16 protein-coding genes are annotated in these 19788 nt (G+C 66.6%); 4 read left to right on the forward strand and 12 right to left on the reverse strand.

Features of this window, described 5'->3' with window-relative positions:
- Positions 1 to 77: 77 nt before the first annotated feature.
- The 4 genes from KA712_10900 to KA712_10915 all read right to left on the reverse strand — a co-directional run bounded on the left by KA712_10900 (position 78) and on the right by KA712_10915 (position 5108).
- Complete coding sequence (locus tag KA712_10900) at positions 78 to 653, reverse strand: TlpA family protein disulfide reductase (GenBank protein MCG5053457.1); 576 nt, start codon at positions 651 to 653, stop codon at positions 78 to 80.
- Positions 654 to 672: 19 nt separating this feature from the next.
- Positions 673 to 1827, reverse strand: a complete 1155-nt coding sequence (locus tag KA712_10905) for an aldo/keto reductase (protein MCG5053458.1) — start codon at positions 1825 to 1827, stop codon at positions 673 to 675.
- A 2-nt stretch (positions 1828 to 1829) separates the two neighbouring features.
- The gene (locus KA712_10910) at positions 1830 to 3545 is read right to left on the reverse strand and encodes a right-handed parallel beta-helix repeat-containing protein (protein ID MCG5053459.1); all 1716 of its coding nucleotides are present in this window, start codon (positions 3543 to 3545) and stop codon (positions 1830 to 1832) included.
- Positions 3546 to 3632: 87 nt separating this feature from the next.
- On the reverse strand, positions 3633 to 5108 hold the full coding sequence (locus tag KA712_10915) for an alpha-amylase (GenBank protein MCG5053460.1): 1476 nt from the start codon (positions 5106 to 5108) through the stop codon (positions 3633 to 3635).
- A 116-nt stretch (positions 5109 to 5224) separates the two neighbouring features.
- Here KA712_10915 and zwf point away from each other — a divergent pair, with 116 nt between their 5' ends.
- The 3 genes from zwf (at position 5225) to KA712_10930 (ending at position 8171) form a co-directional block, all read left to right on the forward strand.
- Positions 5225 to 6760, forward strand: coding sequence for a glucose-6-phosphate dehydrogenase (gene zwf, locus KA712_10920; GenBank protein MCG5053461.1), 1536 nt, complete (start codon positions 5225 to 5227; stop codon positions 6758 to 6760).
- A gap of 153 nt (positions 6761 to 6913) precedes the next feature.
- A complete protein-coding gene (locus KA712_10925; GenBank protein ID MCG5053462.1) occupies positions 6914 to 7156 on the forward strand; it encodes a hypothetical protein in 243 nt (80 codons plus the stop codon).
- A 133-nt stretch (positions 7157 to 7289) separates the two neighbouring features.
- Positions 7290 to 8171: a hypothetical protein gene (locus KA712_10930; protein ID MCG5053463.1), complete on the forward strand. Its 882-nt coding sequence runs from the start codon at positions 7290 to 7292 to the stop codon at positions 8169 to 8171.
- On the opposite strand, the gene KA712_10935 is transcribed toward KA712_10930, so the two are convergent.
- The 6 genes from KA712_10935 to KA712_10960 all read right to left on the reverse strand — a co-directional run bounded on the left by KA712_10935 (position 8156) and on the right by KA712_10960 (position 16557).
- Complete coding sequence (locus KA712_10935) at positions 8156 to 8950, reverse strand: DUF1275 domain-containing protein (protein MCG5053464.1); 795 nt, start codon at positions 8948 to 8950, stop codon at positions 8156 to 8158. The genes KA712_10930 and KA712_10935 overlap by 16 nt on opposite strands.
- Before the next feature lie 81 nt (positions 8951 to 9031).
- On the reverse strand, positions 9032 to 10897 hold the full coding sequence (locus tag KA712_10940; GenBank protein MCG5053465.1) for a hypothetical protein: 1866 nt from the start codon (positions 10895 to 10897) through the stop codon (positions 9032 to 9034).
- Positions 10898 to 11030: 133 nt separating this feature from the next.
- Positions 11031 to 11933, reverse strand: a complete 903-nt coding sequence (locus KA712_10945) for a DUF72 domain-containing protein (protein ID MCG5053466.1) — start codon at positions 11931 to 11933, stop codon at positions 11031 to 11033.
- A gap of 42 nt (positions 11934 to 11975) precedes the next feature.
- A complete protein-coding gene (locus KA712_10950) occupies positions 11976 to 13373 on the reverse strand; it encodes a hypothetical protein (GenBank protein ID MCG5053467.1) in 1398 nt (465 codons plus the stop codon).
- A 73-nt stretch (positions 13374 to 13446) separates the two neighbouring features.
- Complete coding sequence (locus tag KA712_10955; protein ID MCG5053468.1) at positions 13447 to 14886, reverse strand: DUF1552 domain-containing protein; 1440 nt, start codon at positions 14884 to 14886, stop codon at positions 13447 to 13449.
- Positions 14887 to 14907: 21 nt separating this feature from the next.
- Positions 14908 to 16557: a DUF1592 domain-containing protein gene (locus KA712_10960; protein ID MCG5053469.1), complete on the reverse strand. Its 1650-nt coding sequence runs from the start codon at positions 16555 to 16557 to the stop codon at positions 14908 to 14910.
- Positions 16558 to 16935: 378 nt separating this feature from the next.
- On the opposite strand from KA712_10960, the gene KA712_10965 reads away from it, so the two are divergent.
- Positions 16936 to 17613, forward strand: a complete 678-nt coding sequence (locus KA712_10965) for a DUF2490 domain-containing protein (GenBank protein ID MCG5053470.1) — start codon at positions 16936 to 16938, stop codon at positions 17611 to 17613.
- 11 nt (positions 17614 to 17624) lie between these two features.
- Here KA712_10965 and xth read toward each other — a convergent pair whose 3' ends face one another.
- Positions 17625 to 18440 (reverse strand): exodeoxyribonuclease III, encoded by an 816-nt coding sequence (xth, locus tag KA712_10970; protein MCG5053471.1) that lies wholly within the window; start codon positions 18438 to 18440, stop codon positions 17625 to 17627.
- Positions 18441 to 18521: 81 nt separating this feature from the next.
- Complete coding sequence (locus KA712_10975) at positions 18522 to 19643, reverse strand: LamG domain-containing protein (GenBank protein ID MCG5053472.1); 1122 nt, start codon at positions 19641 to 19643, stop codon at positions 18522 to 18524.
- Between the last annotated feature and the right edge of the window lie 145 nt (positions 19644 to 19788).

The following is a 19788-nucleotide window of genomic DNA, read 5'->3' on the forward strand; positions in this document are numbered from 1 at the left end:
AACGACGGCCGGGCGGTCCAGGCTGAGCTCGACCTGGGGATCCTCGGGAGGGGCGAAGGGGTCGTGTGACATCGTGTTCACCGCCCGCGGGTGGGCTCTTGCAACGTTCCCACGAACGTTTCGATTTCGGCCCGCGTGGCTTCGCCGTAAAGCGCCCCCACGAGCTTTCCGCCGGCCCCGAAAGCGAAGAGGGCGGGGATCGAGCCCTCCCACTGCGGATCCACGCTCTCGATGAAGGCGTCGGCGTTTTCGAAACGGGCGATGGCGCGCGTCAGTTGGCCCCTGGCACGCCCATCGATGACCCGCCCGACCCGCACGGCGCTGCGGGCGCTCGGATCGTCGAGGGACACGGATAAAAGTGCGATGCCGCGTGCGGGGAGACGGTCGGCGAGATCGGCCATGAGCGGCAGTTCCTCGACGCAGGGTGAACACCAGGTGGCCCAGACGTGGAGCAGAGTGAGCGTGTGGGGCGAGCGGCGGATGCGCTCGTGAATCTCGCCCACGGAGAGGATCTGGGCGGGCCCCTCGGCCCGCAACGGGTCGGCCTGCCCCGGCGCGGCAAATGCGGGACCGGAGCCTGCCGGGCGCGCCTTGACCGCCGGGGCGCAGCCCACGAGCAGCCCCAAAGCCGCCGTGCACCAAAGGCGAAGCATCGCCCCTAGTTTCGCCTGCTCAGCTCTGGTTGTCGAGCAGGCGGTGCGCTTCGGGCAGGATACCGAGCAGGGTGTCGGCGAGCGGCGCTGCCGACAGCGCGGCCCGGAGCGCCGGGGCGTCACAGCCCACCGCCTTGTTGCCCGGAAACCAGGGGTCATCCTTGCCAAGCATGTTGTAGCGGGAGCGGGCATAAGGAAGCAGGTCGAACGCCTTGACCAAGCCGAAGAGCCACACAATCTTGCGGACGTTGACACCGCCCGGCAGCTCTTCCCACTCCGGAACGCCCGCGAGGTAATCGCCCCCGAACGCATCGCCCAGGGCCCGGACCCACTGGTCCTGGAGGCGAGCCACCACGGGGGCCACCACCTTGGCGGCGTCGTCGAGGTGCGGGAGCACTGCCACGTGCGCGTCGAAGTCCTGGGGCTTGGACGCGCCGATCGACAGGGTATGCACGCGCGGATCCGACAGGCAGAAAAGATCGTTGAACTGCATCGGCGCCAGCGGGGCGCACAGCGTCTGCCAAAGCGGTCGAGGCGTATGCAAGTGCCCCCCCTTGTCCGAGGGGCTGATGATGAACACACCCATGTCCTGCGCGGCGGCGGCAGCCAGCGCGGGCTCGTTTTCTTGAAAGATGAAGTACCAGTGCAGGTTCACATAGTCGAAGCGACCGCTCTCGATTGCCTGCGTGATCACACGGCACGAAGCGTGGGTGGAAAAGCCGATGTGACCAATGCGCCCCTGGGCGCGGAAGCGTTCGGCCACCTCGTGGCAGCCGCCGGGACGCAAGGTCCACTCCACCGTCTTGGTGTCGTTGAGGCCGTGAAACGCGAACAAATCGATCCGCGCTACGCCCAGGCGCGCGAACGACTCCTCGAGGTGGCGTTCGAACTCGGCCGGATCGGCTCTTGGTGCCACTTTCGTTTGCAAAATGATCTCGTCACGAGGCAGCGACTGCAGCGCAGCGCCCACCTGGGCCTCGCTGGTGCCGTAGCCCCGTGCAGTCTCGAAGTGAGTGATGCCGAGCGCAAAGGCTCTCTGCAAGGTGGAGAGAAGGTTGGCCTGGCTCTTCTTTCCCACCGGCGTGTTCGCCACCCACGACTCCTGAAAGCGCATGCCCCCGCAGGAAAAGACGGGCATGGCGAGGCCGGTCCGGCCGAAGGTTCGATAGCGCATGGTCAGCCGCCGTGGTTGTCGCGAAGCACGGCTTGGCCCTGGGCGGGCGCCAGCAACGCCTGCGCTCGCCTCGCATCGTTGCCGGCAAGCAGCAAATGGCCTTGCACTTCTTCGGCGCAGACGAACAGATCGGTGCCCGGGGAAGCCTGGCTATCACGAATGGTGGCGTTTTTGCCCTGGGTCAGGAAAATCGCGGCCCCTGCGGCCTGGGCTTGGCGGCCGCTGAACTGGCTGATGCTGATGTCCTCGAAGGCCCGCACGTGCAGCGCCTCCGTGAAGTACTCGGGGACGCCGCTTTCCCAGGACACGTCGAAGGCGCGAATCGCGAGATCTTTGACGTTCTCACAGTGGAGGGCTGGGATGTCGTGTTTGAAGATCGATTGGGCCTTGTCGCGCGTGGCGCGCAGGTCGAAGTTGCCGCCGTAGTCGGCTTGCAGGGCCCCCTTGCGGATGTGCAGCTCGACGTCCTCGAAGCTGAGGTTTTCGATGACGCTGTCGGGGCTGCCGTAAACGATCATGCCGGCTTCGCCCACTGCCCGAATGTTGCGAAAGCGCAGGTTGCGTATGCGGCCCGGCGTTTGGGCTTCTGGGTCCCACAGCAGCGCCGAGACGTGAATGGGCTCTCCGTTGCCCCACCATCGCCCGGAGTAGTGCTGGGTTTCGATGATGATGTTCGAGAACGAAACGTTCTCGACGTCGAAGGCGCTGCGCACGAACACGGCCAGGCCCCGGTTGGCCGCCCGGATGACGAGGTTGTCGAAGCTGCAGTCGCGGATATGGCCGTCCTTGAAGCCCACGCGCACGCCCGCGGACCGGCTCGTCAAGGTGCAGGCGGACACGATCACGTCGCGGCTTCCGAACACCGCGAGGCAGTCGTCGCCGGTGTCGATGTCGCATCCGATGATGCGCACGCGTTCGCAGCGGGTAAGGTCGATGCCATCATCGTTGGGAATGCGGTTGCCGTTTTTGCGGCTGTTGATGTCCACCCCGTGCACGCGCACGTTCACGCAGCGCTCGAAGTGAACGGTCCAGGTAGGCGAGTTCTGGATGGTGACGCCCTCGAGCAGGGCGTTGCGGCAGTCGATGAAGCGTACGAGGTTCCCAGGCCGATCGTCGCCCCGTGCGAAGGGGCCGTGAACGAAGCCCTCGGGCCCCACCTTCATGAACTGCTCCCCTTGTCGGGTAAAGCGTGCGTCGAAGTCCTTGCCTGCGTACGTGAGGTCTTCGCGCACGAAGGCGCGTGCGCTGCCGTCGATGGTGCCCCTCCCGACGATGGCCACGTCCTCCGCTTGCCGGGCGGTGACGAGGCCCGCGCGGTTCGATTCGTGTCCACTCGCGCCGGCCTCCTCCTGAGGGTAATCCTCGAGCCGGGTGGTGGCCGCGAGCACGCTGCCGGCGTCGAGGTGCAAGGTGGTGCGGCTGCCGATACGAAGGGGCCGGGTCAGGTAAACGCCCGCCGGAACGAAGACGGTGCCCCCGCCCTGCTGGGCGGCTTGGTCCAGGGCGGCTTGCAGCGCGTCCGTGTCGTCGGCCACGCCGTCTCCGCGGGCGCCAAGGCGTCGCACGTCGAGCCAGCCCACGCCCTGGGGCCCGTGGGCGCAGCCCAGCACACCCGTGGCCGCTAGCCATCCCACGCCGCTTCGCTGCAAAAAAGCCCGGCGGCCGGGCACGGGGACGATGGATCTGGGGGCGGGCGCGGGGGCGGGCGGAGAGGACATGCCTCGTCACCATAGACGGCCGTGCGAAAGCCCGTCAACGGCTCGGGGCCTGTCTTCGCGGCGTGCGGGGCCGGGACGCAAGATCGCTCAGAGCGACAAGCCACAGAACACCCGGGCTTGCCGGGGTCCGATCGAGACCGGCAGGCCCTTTTGGGCCAGCGCGAGCCCGCCGTGAACCTGCACCTCGGTGCCAAACGGGTCCGAAAAGCGGAGCTCGTCGGGCAGACCCGTCTCGGCGGCAAACCGCACGCGTCCGCGGGAGGGGTGGTCCCCGTGGTTGAGCACGATCACCGTGGGCACGTTGCCGACCCACCAGGCCCAGGCCACGAGCGCCCCGTGCCCGTCGTCTGGGGCCGTGGGCTCGACGCTCAGCGGGGAAAAGCGGCCCCGCTGCAAGGGAAGGGAGGCCGACAGCACCAGCAGCCGCCGGTGAAAATCTGCGAGCTCTTCGTCGCGGGGCTCCGTGGGCTCGCGGATGAGCTGCACCGGCACCCGCACGCGCTTGCCTTCGAGTTGACCGTCTTGCATCAAGCGCACACCCGGTAGGGTGGCCGCCGCAACCGCGGCCCCGCGCACGCGCGCGGCCCCGAAGGTGGCGATGGCCCTCGGTTCATCGTGGTTTTCCACAAAGCGTACGCCATGCCGAAGAAAGCTGTTTTGACCCAGAAAATGAACCCGCACGCTCTCGGCGTCGCCGTGGACGAGGCGATCGTAGAAGGTCTTGTCGTAGGCGTAGTCGAACCCGAGCTCCACCAGGCGCCCCTCGGTGCCCCAGTAAGCCTCCGCCATGAACACAAAGGTCGGGTACCGCTGCTTCACGCGCCCGATGGCCTCTTCCCAGAACTCTGTCGCGGGCCTTGGCGTGTTGCCCAACGCCCACCCCCAGGTGCGTTCGAAGACATCGTTCAGCAACAACATGGCCATGTCGCAGCGGACCCCCTCGGCCACCTGCGCAATTCCCATCAAGATGTCGATCAACGCCTCACGCGTGTCGGGCCGAAACACGTTGAGCTGCACCGTATCGGCCCACGCGGCGAAGTTCGGATCCTTGCCGTGCGCCAGAATCACGCCGCGGTCCGTGCGAAAGTAGGCTTCCGGGGCGCGGACGAGGTCGTGGGTGGTGCCCCCCATGAAGCGCTCGGGATGGGTCAGGGTCCAGGGATGGTCGAGCGCCAGGTGGTTGGGAACGAAGTCGACGATGAGCGAGCGACCCATGGCGCCGAGCTGAGCGCCCAGATCGGCCAGCGCGTGGGGCGGACCCAAAGCGGGATCCAGAACGTATCCGCCGATCGCGTAGGGCGAGCCCCCCACGTCGGCCGCCGTCCAGCCCGGCAAGACCCGGTCGAACTCTGTCGTCAGACCGTGGCTGCCGAGCGCCTGTTGCCGAGAGCCCGGTGTGCGGCTCCAAACGCCCATGGCCCAAACGGTGTCGAAGCCCGCCACCGTTTCCTTGACCAGGTGGTCGGGCAGGGTCCCCAGCGTGAGCGGCCGTCCGTGACGGGCCGAGAGGCGACGAAGCCACAGTCGGGCGTTCAGCTCGATGAGCAGCGGGTGGCGGCGCATGGGCCGCGCACTCTAGCGTGGCCCGTGGCGTTCGGTAAGGGCGCCGGGCGCCCCGAACGACCGGAAAGCCAAGCGGGGGTTTGCCGCCTGCGACATGGCTCCGTAGACTGCGCCGCATGCCGGTCAAAGACAGTTGTGCGATCGTGATCTTCGGAGCCTCGGGCGACCTGACGAAGCGCAAGCTCGTGCCGGCCCTGTTCGAGCTTCATTGCCAGGGGCTCCTGCCCGAGGGGTTCGCCGTGCTGGGCGTAGGCCGCACCGCCTACTCCGACGAGGCGTTTCGAGAGGCGCAGCGCGAGGCGTTGGAGGCCTTCAGCAAAACCGTGGACGCCACACCCGAGCAGCGCGAGCAGTTCATCAACAAGCTCTTCTACGAAAGCATCGACACCAGCCGCCGCGAAGATTACGCCGCCATCCGCAGGCGGCTCACGGAGCTCGACAAGAGCCAGGGCACGAGCGGCAACTATCTCTTTTACCTGTCGACCCCCCCGGCGCTGGCGGCCCCCATCGTGAGCGGCCTGGGGGCCGAGCACCTTCAGATCCCGGCGCACGAAGGCTGCTGGCGGCGTCTCATCGTGGAAAAGCCCTTCGGCATCGACCTCAAGAGCGCCACGGACCTGAACCACATGCTTCAGGCGGTGTTCAAGGAAGACCAGATCTTCCGGATCGACCACTACCTCGGCAAAGAGACCGTGCAGAACCTGCTGGTGTTCCGCTTCGCGAACGGCATCTTCGAGCCCTTGTGGAACCGCAACTACGTCGACTATGTCGAGATCACAGCGGCGGAAAACATCGGCGTGGAAGATCGCGGGGGCTACTACGAAGGCAGCGGTGCCCTGCGGGACATGGTGCAGAATCACATGTTGCAGGTGGTGGGCATGACGGCGATGGAGGCGCCGTCGTCTTTCGACGCACGCGCCGTGCGGAACGAAACGCTCAAGGTGTTTCAGTCCCTGCGCCCCATCACGCCCGAAAACGTTCAGCACCACACGATCCGCGGCCAATACATCGCCTCGAAAATTCGCGGGCGTGACGTGTCTGGTTACCGACAGGAAAAAGGCGTCGACGCCGAATCGCGCACCGAGACCTACGCGGCCGTGCGGTTTCACATCGACAACTGGCGCTGGGGTGGCGTGCCGTTCGTGGTGCGAACCGGAAAGCGCTTGCCCACGCGGGTCTCGGAGGTGGTGGTTCATTTCAAGCCCACGCCGCATCGGATCTTCGGTTCCCTCGGCACAGGGGAGAACATCACGAACTCGCTCATCATCCGCATCCAGCCGGATGAGGGCGTGGTCCTCAAATTCGGCCTGAAACGTCCCGGGGCGGGCTTCGAGGCGCGCAGCGTGGCCATGGATTTTCACTACTCGGACCTCAGTGACGTGCGGTTGCCCGATGCCTACGAGCGGCTCCTGCTCGACTGCCTGCACGGCGACGCCACCTTGTTCACGCGGGGCGACGCCGTGGAAGCCTGCTGGGCCTTCGTCGACCCGATCCTGGAGGGCTGGCGCAGCAACCCCGAATCCAAGATCTACGGCTACCCCGGCGGCACGTGGGGCCCACCCGAGGCCGACCGCCTGCTGGGCGCGGATGGCCGCACCTGGCGTCAGCCCTGCAAAAACCTTTCGGAGAACACCGACTACTGCGAACTGTAGGGTCTTGTGTGCGGGCCTTCCGAGCGAATTTATGCGTCTAATTTATGCGTCTTCGGGGGCCCCCGGGCATCAAAGGTGAACGCAACGGGTGGTCTCGGCCCACGCCGCCCGTGTCCATGGCATAGTGGGAATCACATCGACGAAGGAGACCGCATGAAGACGATTCGCGTAGTGGGAGCCCTCATGGCGTTGCTTTCCGGTCCGGCCCTGCTCGGCACCGCCTCGGCCGCCGCCTGTGACGGAAAAGAAGGGAAAAAGTCGGTCGTGGGCTCGTTGGCGTGCGACGGCAAAGAGGGCAAAAAGTCGCTCTCGTTGGCGTGCGACGGCAAAGAGGGCAAAAAGTCGCTCTCGTTGGCGTGCGACGGTAAAGAGGGCAAAAAGTCCGTTCTCTCGTAAAGGGGGGGGACGAACGCGCCCGGGCGGTGTCCCGTGCGAGGCGGAGGACCTCCGGGCCTCCGCCGGGATGCGGCGAGAGCTTGTAAACTCTCCCGTGGTGCACAGGTGGCCGACTTCGTTTAATCTGCGGCGCATGACGCACCGGCCTTCGTGTTCGTGGGTTCGTTTCTGGGTGATGGGTGGAACGCTCGTCGTCGGCGCATGTGACGACGAGAGTTCTCGGGTTTTTCGAGAGGACGGTTCGGCGGCCTCAGGAGACGCCTTCCTGGTTCCTTTGGACGCCCCGGGCGCTTCCGACGCAGAAGATCGCGACGCTCCCGAGGAAACGCCGAGCCTTCCCGACGCCGGAAGCTTCGATGCGGGTGGGGAGGGCGGCTTCGAGGCTGGGGTGCTTAACCTCGAGCAGGGGTGGATGCTGCACAACTGGCGGCTCACCGACGACAACACGGGCCTGGCGAGGTACCAGTTCGAGAACGATGGCCTGGTCGCGATCCAAACGGCTAACCCCGACCCTTCGGCTTACGTCAATCTGCAGACCTACGCGAGCGTGGTCATTCGGGGCACGTTCAGCATCCAGACCACGAGCGACGACGACCTCGTGGGTTTCGTGTTTGGTTGGCAGGATCCCGAGCGGTTTTACTTGTTCGATTGGAAACAAGCGACCCAGGTTTACAACCCGTGCGGTTCTGCCCAGGTCGGGGCCTCTTTGAAGCTGTTTGCGGGCAACGGGGCGCCCGACAAGTGTGAAGACTTCTGGAACTCGTCCGGGAGCCCGCGGGCGACGGTGCTGGTGAACCGCAGCGAAAATCCCGCAGGCTGGAAGGACAACGGAACCTATCAGTTCACGCTGACCTGGAAGCCTGGCGACATTCGCATCGAAGTGCGCGAGGGGGAGAACGTGGTGGTGAGCCTCGTCTCGAACGACGCGACCTTCACCTCGGGCAAGTTTGGCTTCTACAACTACTCCCAGCAGGCCGTGCGCTACGAGGGCTTCGAGGTTCAGCCGGCGCCCTGAGTCTCTTCGGGTACGGGCGGCTGTCGGCGGGCTCGAAAGCCAATCGACCGGTCGAACGAGACCAGCAGCACCAGCACGATGATGGGCAGGAGCATCGACGCGTAGCCGTAGCGGAGGTACCCGATGGGGCCCACCACGGCGCCCGCGAGAAACGACACGAAAATGGCTGTATGCAAGCGCAACATGTTGAGCTCGGGAACATGGCGGTATTGCAGCAGGGTGTGCCAAAGGCCCCGGGAGCCAGGTGCGCGCCGTGCGCTCCACGCCCATCGCAGGGCTCGCACGGTTTCGATGCCCATGTCCGTCACGATGCCGGTCAGATGCGTGGTGCGGACCACCGCGCCCGAAAGGTTGGTGACCATCGCGTTTTGCATGCCCATGGCGGCGCAGAGCAGGGCTGTCGTGACCAGGGTCAAAAAGGGCAAACCTTTGGGCTCGGCGAGCCCCAGTCCCGTGACTGCCAAAAGCGTGAGCACCTCGCCTTCGAGCGTTCCGGAATAGGGGCTCTTGTCGCGGACCCGGGCGCGCTCGGCCAGGGCCGCTGCGAATACGGCGCCCAGGAAAAAGCTGAGGACCAGGACGAGGGCAGCCAAGGCGCCCTCGCGGTTCCCCTGGGCCAGGTCGTCGCCCACGCGCGCGACACTGCCCGTCACGTGGGAGGTGTAGGAGCCCACGATGAAAAACCCGCTGGCGTTGACCGTGCCTGCCACGAAGGGCAAGACGTGTGCCAGCACCTTCGATTCGAGCGCTTTGCGGTTCTTGCGGAAATAGCGGCGCACGGACCACGGAAGATTAACCGGGTTCGAGCGCCGGCCCAAGAGAGGGCACGGACTCTCGCTGCGTCAGTGTGACGCTTGGGGCTAACGGACGAGTGAAAAGACGTTGTCCGCAGCGCCTGCCAGCGGTGTGATTTCGTATCCGGGTCCTGCGCTCGAACCGTTGACCGGAAACGTTCCGTTTTGCTTGCAGACATGCCCATTCAGGGTCGAGTCGTAGCTATACGTGAAGTAAGTGGTCACCGCTTTCGAGGTAGCCTTCGCACGCTGGAACACGGTCACGTCGAGGCCACAGTCGTGGCCGACGTAGTGGGCGAACGCGCCCTCGTTGGCGGTCTTCTTCGTGACCTGAAGCCGCTGGGTGCATTCGCTGTCGGTGTAGCGAGACAGGAACTGAGCGTCGGGAGTCTCGGTCAGGCAGTGAAACTTGTCGTCGGAGCCGAGCGCCATCCAGCACGGGACTTTCGCGTCCTGGTCCTGGAACCCGAGGTGCCATCGGTAGCTGGAAGAAACGGCCACGTAGCGATGCTCGATCGTGCCTTTCGTTGCGACCTTGATGTCGGCCCTTGGCAGGTCGACGAGAGCGAGTGGGGGGAAGGACGTTGGAGCGAAGCGTCGGCCTGAACGAGCAAAGCAGCGCTGCGTGCCGTCGTTTCCGCGCACGGACACGTAGAGGACGGTGTTTGTCGTTTGGCCGGGGACGCGTTCGTAAATCTGGTAAGCGGTTGCTGCCGTCGAGGTGGGAACGAACAGGTGCTGCGCGTCGCCCAACAGCACGGCAGTCTCCGAGGGTTGCTTGCACTTGTCGTCGAGGAAAAAGGGGCCAGGCGCTCGCACGACGGGAAGGCAATGTGCCTCGGCGTCGCTCGACTCCCGCCAATCGCAGGGGGTGTCTCCGATCGCCGCCGGGAAGTACCAGCCCTCGACTGCTTCGGACCCGTCTTCACCAACTGTCTTGGCCACCTTGAGGTTGACCCGTACCGCTTCGTTCGTCCTCTCGCCCTTCACGAAGTCAGAAGGGGGACGTTTAGCCCCTCGCGGATAGACGAAGACCTGCTTGTTTGTAATGGTTTCGGCCTCGCACGAGGCCCCATCGCGTTGCAACCGATAATTTTGCCCTTTCGAAAGAGGGATTCCCAAGTCGAAGACGGGTGCGGGCGCGGCGAAGGCGACCTCGGTGGGCGAGGGTGAGAGCAACGGCTGGCTGTCGACCCACCACGTAATCAGCTTGGCCGTGGGGCAGTATGCGCGCGTGCCGAACGCCACGGGTTGCTGGCAGCCCGCGTCTGCGAAAGCTTCACCGAGGGCCGAGGCTTGCGCGTTCTCGGGCAGGCAGCGCCAGGATCCATCTTCGGCGGTTCGAAAGGTGCAGTACGTGGAAAGCTTGGTGTCGAACAGCGGCAGCGGGTTGCTTCCGCCGTAGGAACGATAGTTCGGGTCGATGAGGCCCCCCCGGATGGTCGCGAGCGGCGCCTTGATGTCTCCCCCAGTCACGAAGCTTGCTTGGAGTCGGGTACCCCCGTCGTAAAGCCAGCGTACCGACGCCGTCCCCGAAGTCCCGCCGGCGGGGCTCGCTCCGCCCTGGTTCAAGGAACCTCCCGTTCCCCCGGTGGCGGCCATGGCTCCTCCGGCGCCCGGGGGCATCGCTCCTCCGGAGCCTTCTGTGCGGCCTCCTGCGCCTCCAGGGCCTTCCAGGCCGCCGTTCCCTCCGCTCGCGGCTGGCGAGCCCGCCGCTCCCCCGAGGCTGCCTCCGATGCCCGAGCTTCCCGCTTCACCGCCCCCACCAGCGCTTCCGTCCGGCCCGGAAGGCTCCGTTCCGTCGTCCGCCCGATCCGCGCTCGAGCCGCACGCCGTCAGAGTGAGCCCCAGGAGGCCAAGCGCCGTGAGGGCGCATTTCAACCCCGCGTTCGCGCGGCCCTGCTTGCCGTACCGGTCCGTAATCCTGCTCATTTTTGAGTCCACTAGGATAGTGTCCCGGGAAGGCGAAAAGTTACACCGCAATCTGCGAATGATTGCGTGGGCCACAGCGAGGCGCGCCCGCCTTGCTGCGTCGGTGGGCGAAGGGTATCGAAACCCGCGGGCTTCAGAGCAAAGAGAGCTGGCGAGCGCGGACGACGCCGGTCGTGAGACCCCGCCCCTGGGCGAGCGCGGCGGCGCGGTCCAGAAGTTCGGGGGCCAGACGATCGTCGGGCTGGTGCACGAACCAGTACGCGGTGTGAAGGCCGGCGCTGCGCCAGGCCATGAGCCTGTCGAGCCAGACGGCCGTTCGCGCTTCGTCGCTGGGATGGAGCGCGTTGCCCACGAAGCGCACGAAGGCCGTAGGCGTGGTGAGCGTGGCGTGGCAGACGTCACGGCGTCCCGCCACGTCCGTGATCACGGTACCGGCGTTGGGACTTTTGCCCAAGGCGCGCAGCGCGAGCGGTTGAAGCTGCTGGCCGACGAACCAATCGGGGTGGCGAAACTCGACCGCCAGCGGGCCCGGGAAGCCGGCCACGAAGCGGGCCAGGGCGGCGGCATGGCGCGGCGCAAAGGTGGGGGGCAGCTGCAGGAGATAAGGCCCAAGCCTGGGGCCAAGACCGCTCATGAGCGCGTGAAACGCAAACGCACGTGGAAGAGCCTCCTCTCGCAGGCCGAGGTCGTGCGTGATGGGGCGTGGGAACTTGGGGCAAAAGCGGAAGCTGGGGGGCGTATCCTTCACCCACGAGGCGATGGTGGCCTCATTGGGCTCGCGGTAGAACGTCGCGTTCAGCTCGATCGCGGGCAGACGCTCGGCGTAGCGTTCCAAAAAGCGGGCGGGCGGCGTGCCCGCAGGGTAAAGCGATCCGAGCCAATCCCGACGTGCCCACGCGGGCGCCCCCATGCGCAACCAGGGGGCGTCTTCTGGCGGAGGAGGCGTGGCCGAGGCCAGGCAGCGGGTGGTGGCCGGCGCGTCGGTTGGCAACGCGAAGGAGACGCCGTCGAGATCGCTTCGTTTGCCGAAGTCCAAGGTACGTCCGGGCCCACAGAAACCGTGCGAGGCGCGGGCGCCTCAGGGGCAAGGCATACGGAGGAACCCGATCCGGCTCGATTTGCGGTCGACGTAGGCCACCGCATATTCGGTGCCGGTGTGAACGACGACCGGGAAACGACCGTTTTGCACCCTGAGGGGTGAAATGCCGATGGGCCCGCGCAGCGCCACGCCCGCGGGGGTGTACTGTTGCCCGATGACCTGGGCGCCGTCGGGGAAGGCGTGGAAGGCAACGAGCGCGTTGGTGCCGTCGAAGCCCAGCGTGGGCCAGGACGATAGGCCCACGCTGTCGAACACGCTGAAGGCCGTCCGCACCGATGTGGCGTTCCCCGCGACGAAGGCCGCCCAGATCCGCTCCTGCCCGCCGCGGCTATCCTCCCAGGTGACGAGCCATTCGGAGCCAAGCCACGCGGCCTGCGGGTTGGTGGCAGGACCCGGGATGCCGGTCCTCAACTTGGCTTCTTGGACCAAGCTCAAGTTGCCGTCGAGCAGCGCGAGGCTCAGCTCCGAGGGGCCTTCGCCCGTCACGTAAGCCACGGCCAGGTGGGTTCCGTTCGTGCTCAGGAAAGGGAAGCGCGTGGACAGCCCGGCGACGTCGAAGAGCTTGGGGGGCGGGGTGGCCAGCGCGTCGGCCGCGGCATCCACCGCGAAGACCTTGATCCACTCGCGCTTCGTCGCATCGTTCGGATCCGAGTCACGGAAGGTGACGAAGGTCTTTCCGAGTGCGCTCAGCACGTAGGGGCGCCGCTCGATGGGCCGGGTTTCTGCCATCAGCTTGACCGTGCCCGTGGGGGCAAAGGTGGCGTCGAGCAGGCGCGCGTTGACGAGCCAGGAGGCGCACTCCGGACCGTCTTTACCTTGCACAATTTGGGTGCAGTCTTCCCACGTCACCAGGTATCCCCCGGCGTGAGGGGCAATCTCGGGATTCTTCGCCCGAATGGTGCCGGCCCCCACCTGCACATCGGCGATACCCTCGGGCAGGCCTTCGGCGCTGAGGCGCCGAAGATAGATGCCAGGGGCATCCTCGCGGGCGTCACCCCAGAGCACCGTGAAGCGGTTGTCGCCCCAGAGCAACGCGGGCGCCACCGAAGCGCCCACGCCCAGCGTTTGAGGCTGCCCGGGCGTGCACGCGCTCAGCAGCACGTCGGCGCCCCCGGCGTCCGGGGCAGGCGGGGCGCCCAGGTCGGGGCCGCTGTCCGGAGCGGTGGGGAGGGCATCGGTCAGGGCGTCAGCCGGGGAGCCGGCGTCGGCGGGGGCATCGGGAGCGGCGCTGTCGGCAAGAGGCGCGTCGGCGGCGGCATCCTTCGGGCCACCGCCCTCACCGTCGTCGCTACAGGCAAAGAGCGAGACCATGAGCACGCCGCCCGCCAGCCCCAAAAGCCCCCGCATCGCAGAACGCCGAAACCAAAAGTCGTGCATCGTGGCCCGTAGGCTAACGCGCTTCTCGCGGCGGGACAAGACGGCGAGCCGCCCCCCGTAGGCGGCGGCCCGGTCAGCCCATCTCGATCTCGGGGAAGCCCATCGTGGCGGCCCGATCCGCGTGGCCGAGCTTCGTGATGTTCACGCCCACGGCCTTGACCGCCGAGAACATCACCCGGGGCGCGATCTCGCCCCTACCGCGCACGTGCACGCCGCTGCGAATGGCGCCACCGGCCTTGCCTACCAGGAGCAAGGGATGGTCTTCCCAGTTGTGGTCACCCGCGTCCGCGTGCTCGGAGGTGCCGAAGATCAGCGTGCGATCCAGCACGTTGCCGTCCCCTTCCGGGATGGCCTTGAGCTTGCGGCTCAGATCCGCGAGGTGCTTCATGATGAAGCGCACGATGCGGGCGTGCTCCTCCGTCTGCGACTTGCCGTGGGTGATGTCCTCATGGTGCTGCCCGCTCGAGTCCACCTCCCAGTAAATCGACTGCGACTGATTGGCCGACCATTCGTAGGAGAACACCCGTGTCAGGTCGCAGGCGATGGCCACCGCGAGCAAATCCGACATCAAGGTGGCCTTCGCGGCCTTCTCCTCTTTCGTGGACCCGTCGCCGAAGTTACGGGTGCCAGGCGCGTCGGGGGCTGCGCACGAAACCGACGTGGGCATTTGCTCCCTGATTTGGAGTGCATCTTCGATCGCGCGCAGGCCCGCCAGGTGTTGTTCGAGCCTTTGTTTATCGGCACTGCCGAGCTTCTTGACGAGATCGTCCGCGTCGCTGCGAACGGCGTCGAGCATGCTCTTTTTGGCCTTGAGCGTGGCGTCGAGCAGCTTGTCGGCGGGGGCGTTCGGGGTGCCGGGCATCGGCAGACCCCCACCTGCAAAGAGGCGATCGTAGAGCGCCTGAGGGGAAGGCTCGTGACGGTTATAGGCCGTGCCGCCCCGGTTCCAGGAGCTGTTGCTCGCGTAGGGCCCTTTGCGGCAGATCCCCACGGGGATGAGGTTGAACTTGGTTTTGCCTTTCCACGCCTCGGCCACGAGGGCATCGAGTGAAGGCTCGGGCATCGCCTGGCCGCGGTAGGTCCCCACGCAGCTGCCCTGGCAGACCGTCAGGTCGTGACTGTTCGAAAGCGCGATGCCGCGGGCCGGAATGTGCCCCGGGCTGGTCTCGATGTGCGACAGACCCGTGACGACGCTGACGTATTGCTGGAGGTCGGCAAAGTCCTTGAGGGAGTCGGACAGGGGGAAGTTGGGCCCGGTTTGTGCGGGGACCCAGGACTTGTAGTTGATGCCACCGCCCCAGTGGAAGACCCCGAAGCGCATGGGCAGCGCGGCGTTGTCGGCTGCCCAGGCGTTGCCGTTGCCGTTGAGCATGCCCTCGAGGGTAGGCAGGGCCAAAGACACGCCCACCCCGGCGAGGGAGCCTCGGAGGAACGTGCGGCGGTCGAGGCGCTGGGGGGCCACACTGCGGATGATCGAAGGCTTTTTGATCTTCACGTGCTCGTCCTTCTTCACGTTGCTGAACCTGGGTGGTGCCTACTCTTGCGCCATGAAGCGGAACGCAGGCGACAAAACCACCTCCCGCGCGAGTCGCTTGAAGCTGTGGTTCGCGGTCTTGAACTTCTCACTCGCGACGTCCACGGCGCCCTCTTGCTTGTCCCCGATCTCCTGGCCTGTCGCGAAGGTGAGGAGCTGCTTCGTCAAACACGTGAGCGTGCGCGGTTGCTCTCTCAAGAACTTCGCCAGATCCCGAGGGTTCTGAACGGCTACCGTGTCGATCTCCCCCGACGTGTCGATCGCCATTCCGGCCTCTTCGCTGCGCACGCGGCCCATGCCGTCCAGGCCCTCGAACGTGAGGCCCACCGGGTCGAAGAGCGCGTGACACCCGCTGCAGTTCGGGTTGTCGCGGTGCTCTGCGAGCCGTTCGCGCAGGGGTAAGCTGGGATCGGCATTTTTGAACGAGGTGTCTAGCCCTTGAGGGGGGGCGGGGACTTCGTCGCACAGGATTTGCTCCCGCACGAACACGCCGCGTTTGGTGGGTGAGGTCCGCTGTGAGTAGGCGTTGGCGGCCATCACTGCGCCCGACGTGAGCAGCCCCGTTTGCGCCGCACCGAGCTCGCGCGTCTCGAATCCGTCGCTTCCGCCCGAGAGTCCGTAGGCGGTCGCCACCTTCCGGTTGATGATGGTCGTGGTGCCGGTAAGTACGTCGAGCGCGTCGCCGTCGCGCTCGAAGACGAGATCTTCGAGGACCCTCCGGAACTCTTCGCGGTAGGCAGCCAAGAGGTCAGCCGTCCACTCCGGAAACACCTCGGGGTCTTTGGCTGCGGCGGTGAGCTGCGACACCTTCCAGTTTTCCTCGAAGAACTTGGTGACGAACGCGCGCGCCCGTGGATCGTCGAGCATGCGATCCACCTGGGCGCCGATGTCTGCGTTCGAGACCAACTTGCCGGTCTCGGCGGCGTTGAGCAGCGCTTCGTCGGGGCCCGTGTTCCAGAGAAAGAAGGACATACGGCTCGCCAATTCGAGGCTGCTCAGCTTGCGAAGGCCGGTTTGTGCGTCCGCTTCGCCCTGGAAGGGCACGTAAAGGAAGTGCGGTGACTGCAGCAAGCCCGCAAGGACCACCTTGAATGCCACCGTCAGGGATTCGGCGTCGGTGCCCACGGCCGCCATCACGGCCGTGTAGCGGCTGACCTCTGCCTCGGTCAAGGGGCGCCGCCAGAGCCTGCGGCCGAGGGCCGTCACCGCTTTGCCCACGCAGGCGTCGTTGGCCGCCTTGGGCGTACAGGCCGCCAGTGCGGGGATGGAGCTCTTGCGGCTCCAGATCTGTTCGGCGAGGTCCATCGCGGCTTCTTGGTACTGCTCGACCCCGCGTTCCGAGGTGCCCACCGCCGCCGCGCCCAAAGACAGGAAGGGGCGGTTGGTCTCGTCGGCTTCGATGGGTTTGTCGAGCTTGACCTCCGGCCCGAACACGTCGGCCAGAGTGTTGTCGTATTGCGTCCGCGTGAGACGCAGCATGTGGGCCGCAGGCGGCGTAAACGGCTTGTCGTTGACGACCACAGTGGTGCCGCCGCTTCCCCCGCCTCCTCCGGCGCCCGGCGGCATCACGACCACGCCGGTTCCGTCGTCGTCCCCGGATCCGTTGTCGCTCCCGCTAGGCCCTTCATCACCGGGGTCCTGAGAGGACACGCGGCCGGAGCACGCCGAGGCGAGCACGCCCACGAACAACAGCGAGAGGCGGCCGGCGCCGAAGCGCGACCCGCGCGCGCCCCGAGTAGCTTGGCGCGTCAGAGCCGGGCAATGAGGGAGGCTGGTGCGTCTCAACGGGAACTCCTGGCTGAGGTTCGGCCCTACGGGCCCATCGGCTCAGTCCTCAAATGCAACTACCAGACCAAACCGGAAACGCGGCGGAGCCCCGGCGTTCACCGCGTCTGCGCCTGCAACCCCGTTGGCTGTGGCCTACGAATGTTGGCTTCCGCCAACAGTCTGCCTGTACGCCGCGGCCTTCCGCGCGCGCGGCCCCAGACCTGGCTGCAAAGACCTTCCGGACTGTTACCCTCAGGCCCGGTGAAGACCCGAGCCCTCCTTCTCGTTTGTTTTTTTGGCAGCGCCGCCGTGCGTTCCGCCCGCGCCGAGACCCAAACCGAACACCAGATCTGGGTGGCCAGCATCGCCCAGGCCCGGCTGCGTCCCGGAAGCCGGGTGCTGGGTTGGTTCGATCTGCACGATCGCCGACGGGACGGTGCGACCGTACTCATCGTGCGCCCGGGGGTGGGCTACCAAGTGGCCGAGCGTGTCAGCCTCCACGTGGGTTACGCGTGGATTCCCACCTTCGTCGACGAAGGGGCGAACCGCCACGAGCATCGCAGCTGGCAGCAGCTGCTTTGGACGCTTCCTGCCCCTGCAGGTTGGAGTTTTTCCCTGAGGCCGCGTCTCGAGCAGCGGGTCTCCCTTGGCAGCGACGACCTTGGCCACAGGGCACGGCTCTTTGTGAGGGGGGCATGGGCACCTTGGGCCGAAAGCCCCCTTCTGCTGGCAGTTTGGGACGAGCTGTTTTTCCAGTTCAACGACACGAGCTGGGGCGCCCAGCGAGGCTTCGACCAAAACCGCGTCTTCGTCGGTCTCGGCGCTCCGGCCCTCCCTGGGATGCGCGTGGAGGTGGGGTACCTCCACGTGTATCTGCAGCGCGAGCCCGACGATCAAGTGAACCACAACTTGGCGGTCAACGTGTTCCTTGCCTACTGAGAGGCTGCCGGTCACTCCACGACGTGGGGATCCACCTCGATGCCCACGGGGCAATGGTCCGAGCCCATCACGTCCGCGCTGATGAACGCCCGTCGCACGAACGCGTGCGCCTCGGGTGAGGCCAGCACGTAGTCGATGCGCCAGCCCACGTTGCGTGCGCGGGCACCCAGCCGCTGGCTCCACCAGGAGTAATGCCCTCCTTCGGCGTTGAGGGCGCGGAACGTGTCGACCCATCCCGCCCGCACCCAGCGCGCGAACGCCTCGCGCTCTTCGGGCAAAAAGCCGCTGGTCTGGTGGTTGGTCTTGGGGCGCGCCAGATCGAGTTCGGTGTGGGCAGTGTTGTAGTCGCCCATGACGAACACGTGGTGCCCCGCGCGGCGAAGCTGCTCCACGAAAGCCAGGGCGGCCTCGTAGAACGCCAGCTTGTAGGGGACGCGGCTGTTGTCGCGGTCCTTGCCGCTGCCCTTCGGAAAGTACGCGTTGGCAACCACGAGCCGACCGAAGCGCATCCACTGAAAGCGCCCCTCCACGTCGAAGGCGGCGTGCGCGAGTCCCGCGCCCACCTCGTCGGGGGCCCTGCGTGCCAGCATCCCCACACCGCTATACCCGGGCCGTTCGGCGGGCGTGTAGTGCGTGTGCCATTGCGGCAGAGAAACGAGCGCTTCGGGCAGCTGATGGGGGAACGCGCGGACCTCTTGAAGACCCACGATGTGGTGGGGGCCTCCTTGCAGCCAAGGCACGAAGCCCTTGCCCACGCAGGCGCGCAGGCCGTTGACGTTCCACGAACAGATGTTCCAGGGCGCGACTTGGCGTCGGGAGGAGGGCATGAAGGGCGGCGTATACGCCGACGCCCCGCCGGCCGGCAAGCGCGGCCCTTCGGATGCAGCCAGGCACCGCTGCGGCGCGCCTCAGGGTCCGGGCGCGGAGAGGTCGGCGACTTCTTTCGCCGAAAGCGCACGTGCGTAAAGCCGCACCTCGTCGATGAGGCCCTCGAAGCGGTTCGAGAGGCCTTCGCCCGCGAGCGGCGGTGTGCCACAGAAGGTAAGGGGCCCCACCTGAGGCGTAAACCCGGGGCCCGCGTCGCTCTTCACTGCCGCCTCGGCACCGTTGACGTAGAGCCTGAGCGTGTTGCCCTCGAACGTGACGGCCAGGTGTGCCCACCTATCGTCAGGTAGAGGGGCTCCCACGAAGAACCGGCCCACGTCGCTGATGAACCCGGGCCGGCCCGCGGCCAGACCCAGCCAAAACGCCTCGCGCTCGGAGGACTGCCCGCGCCGGGCAATGACGGTGGAGCGTCCTCCGCTTCTCGTACGCTGGGGCATGACCCAGGCGCTCACGGTGAGGGCGCTTTGCACGCTTGTCAGGCCCCCGGCTGGCGCGGCGGCGCCCCCGCACACGAAGGCTTTCCGGATGCGTCCCGGGGCTCGCGTGGGAAGCGAATCGCCTTGCACCAAGGCATGGCAGGCGAGCGGACCGGCGTCGTCGAGGCGCGGGCCGTCTTGTTCGTCCATGGCCCAATGGCCGAGCAGTCCGACGGGGAGGGGGGGATTGGGGGCGTCGGGCTCTTCGGACGGGCCGTCACCAGGCGAATCCGGGCCGCTCCCTGGGTCGGCGGGGGGAGGGGCCGCGTCGGGCATGGGCATGGGCATGTCGGGCATGGGCATGTCGGGCATGGGCATGTCGGGCATGGGGTTGGGCGCCGGTACGGTAGGGGTCAGGTCAGTGGCGCTGGCATCGGGAGGCACGGCGGTCGCATTCGTAGGGATGGGCTCGTTGATAGGGGCGGCGTCGGAGGATGCCCTGGGGGGACCGGCGTCGGGTGCCGCGTCCACGGCGTTGCCGGAGGGGCCGCGGGGAAGTTCCCCCCCAAACCCGGTCACCCGGGTGTCCGGGCCGCAGGAGGGGGTGAGGGTCCACAGGAGCAGGCAGCCCACGAACCAATAAGGCCCTCCGCTGAAGTGTCGGTCGGGGTCGTGGTTAGGGTCGAGACGAAGCGCTCGGCCCTTCGAGGAGGGGCGTCGTGGGTTCATGGGTCAAGCCTTTGCGCGGTGTCGAACGGCGCTTACAACGACACTCAGGTGGCATACCTTGACCCGTTTTTATGCCGCGCAAAGACTGTCCCTGCGATGCATGGACGTTCGTCAGGGCTAGCTGGACTGGGGAGCTCACGATGGC

The sequence above is a fragment of the Myxococcales bacterium genome, from assembly GCA_022184915.1.
Taxonomy (GTDB): Bacteria; Myxococcota_A; Polyangia; order Fen-1088; family Fen-1088; genus JAGTJU01.

What these genes read in the sequence shown, in the direction of transcription:
- zwf (MCG5053461.1), top strand. Translation starts at nt 5,225, where the DNA reads ATGCCGGTCAAAGACAGTTGTGCGATCGTGATCTTCGGAGCCTCGGGC.
- KA712_10915 (MCG5053460.1), bottom strand. Translation starts at nt 5,108, where the DNA reads ATGCGCCGCCACCCGCTGCTCATCGAGCTGAACGCCCGACTGTGGCTT.
- KA712_10930 (MCG5053463.1), top strand. Translation starts at nt 7,290, where the DNA reads ATGACGCACCGGCCTTCGTGTTCGTGGGTTCGTTTCTGGGTGATGGGT.
- KA712_10905 (MCG5053458.1), bottom strand. Translation starts at nt 1,827, where the DNA reads ATGCGCTATCGAACCTTCGGCCGGACCGGCCTCGCCATGCCCGTCTTT.
- KA712_10910 (MCG5053459.1), bottom strand. Translation starts at nt 3,545, where the DNA reads ATGTCCTCTCCGCCCGCCCCCGCGCCCGCCCCCAGATCCATCGTCCCC.
- KA712_10900 (MCG5053457.1), bottom strand. Translation starts at nt 653, where the DNA reads ATGCTTCGCCTTTGGTGCACGGCGGCTTTGGGGCTGCTCGTGGGCTGC.
- KA712_10950 (MCG5053467.1), bottom strand. Translation starts at nt 13,373, where the DNA reads ATGCACGACTTTTGGTTTCGGCGTTCTGCGATGCGGGGGCTTTTGGGG.
- KA712_10975 (MCG5053472.1), bottom strand. Translation starts at nt 19,643, where the DNA reads ATGAACCCACGACGCCCCTCCTCGAAGGGCCGAGCGCTTCGTCTCGAC.
- xth (MCG5053471.1), bottom strand. Translation starts at nt 18,440, where the DNA reads ATGCCCTCCTCCCGACGCCAAGTCGCGCCCTGGAACATCTGTTCGTGG.
- KA712_10940 (MCG5053465.1), bottom strand. Translation starts at nt 10,897, where the DNA reads ATGAGCAGGATTACGGACCGGTACGGCAAGCAGGGCCGCGCGAACGCG.
- KA712_10925 (MCG5053462.1), top strand. Translation starts at nt 6,914, where the DNA reads ATGAAGACGATTCGCGTAGTGGGAGCCCTCATGGCGTTGCTTTCCGGT.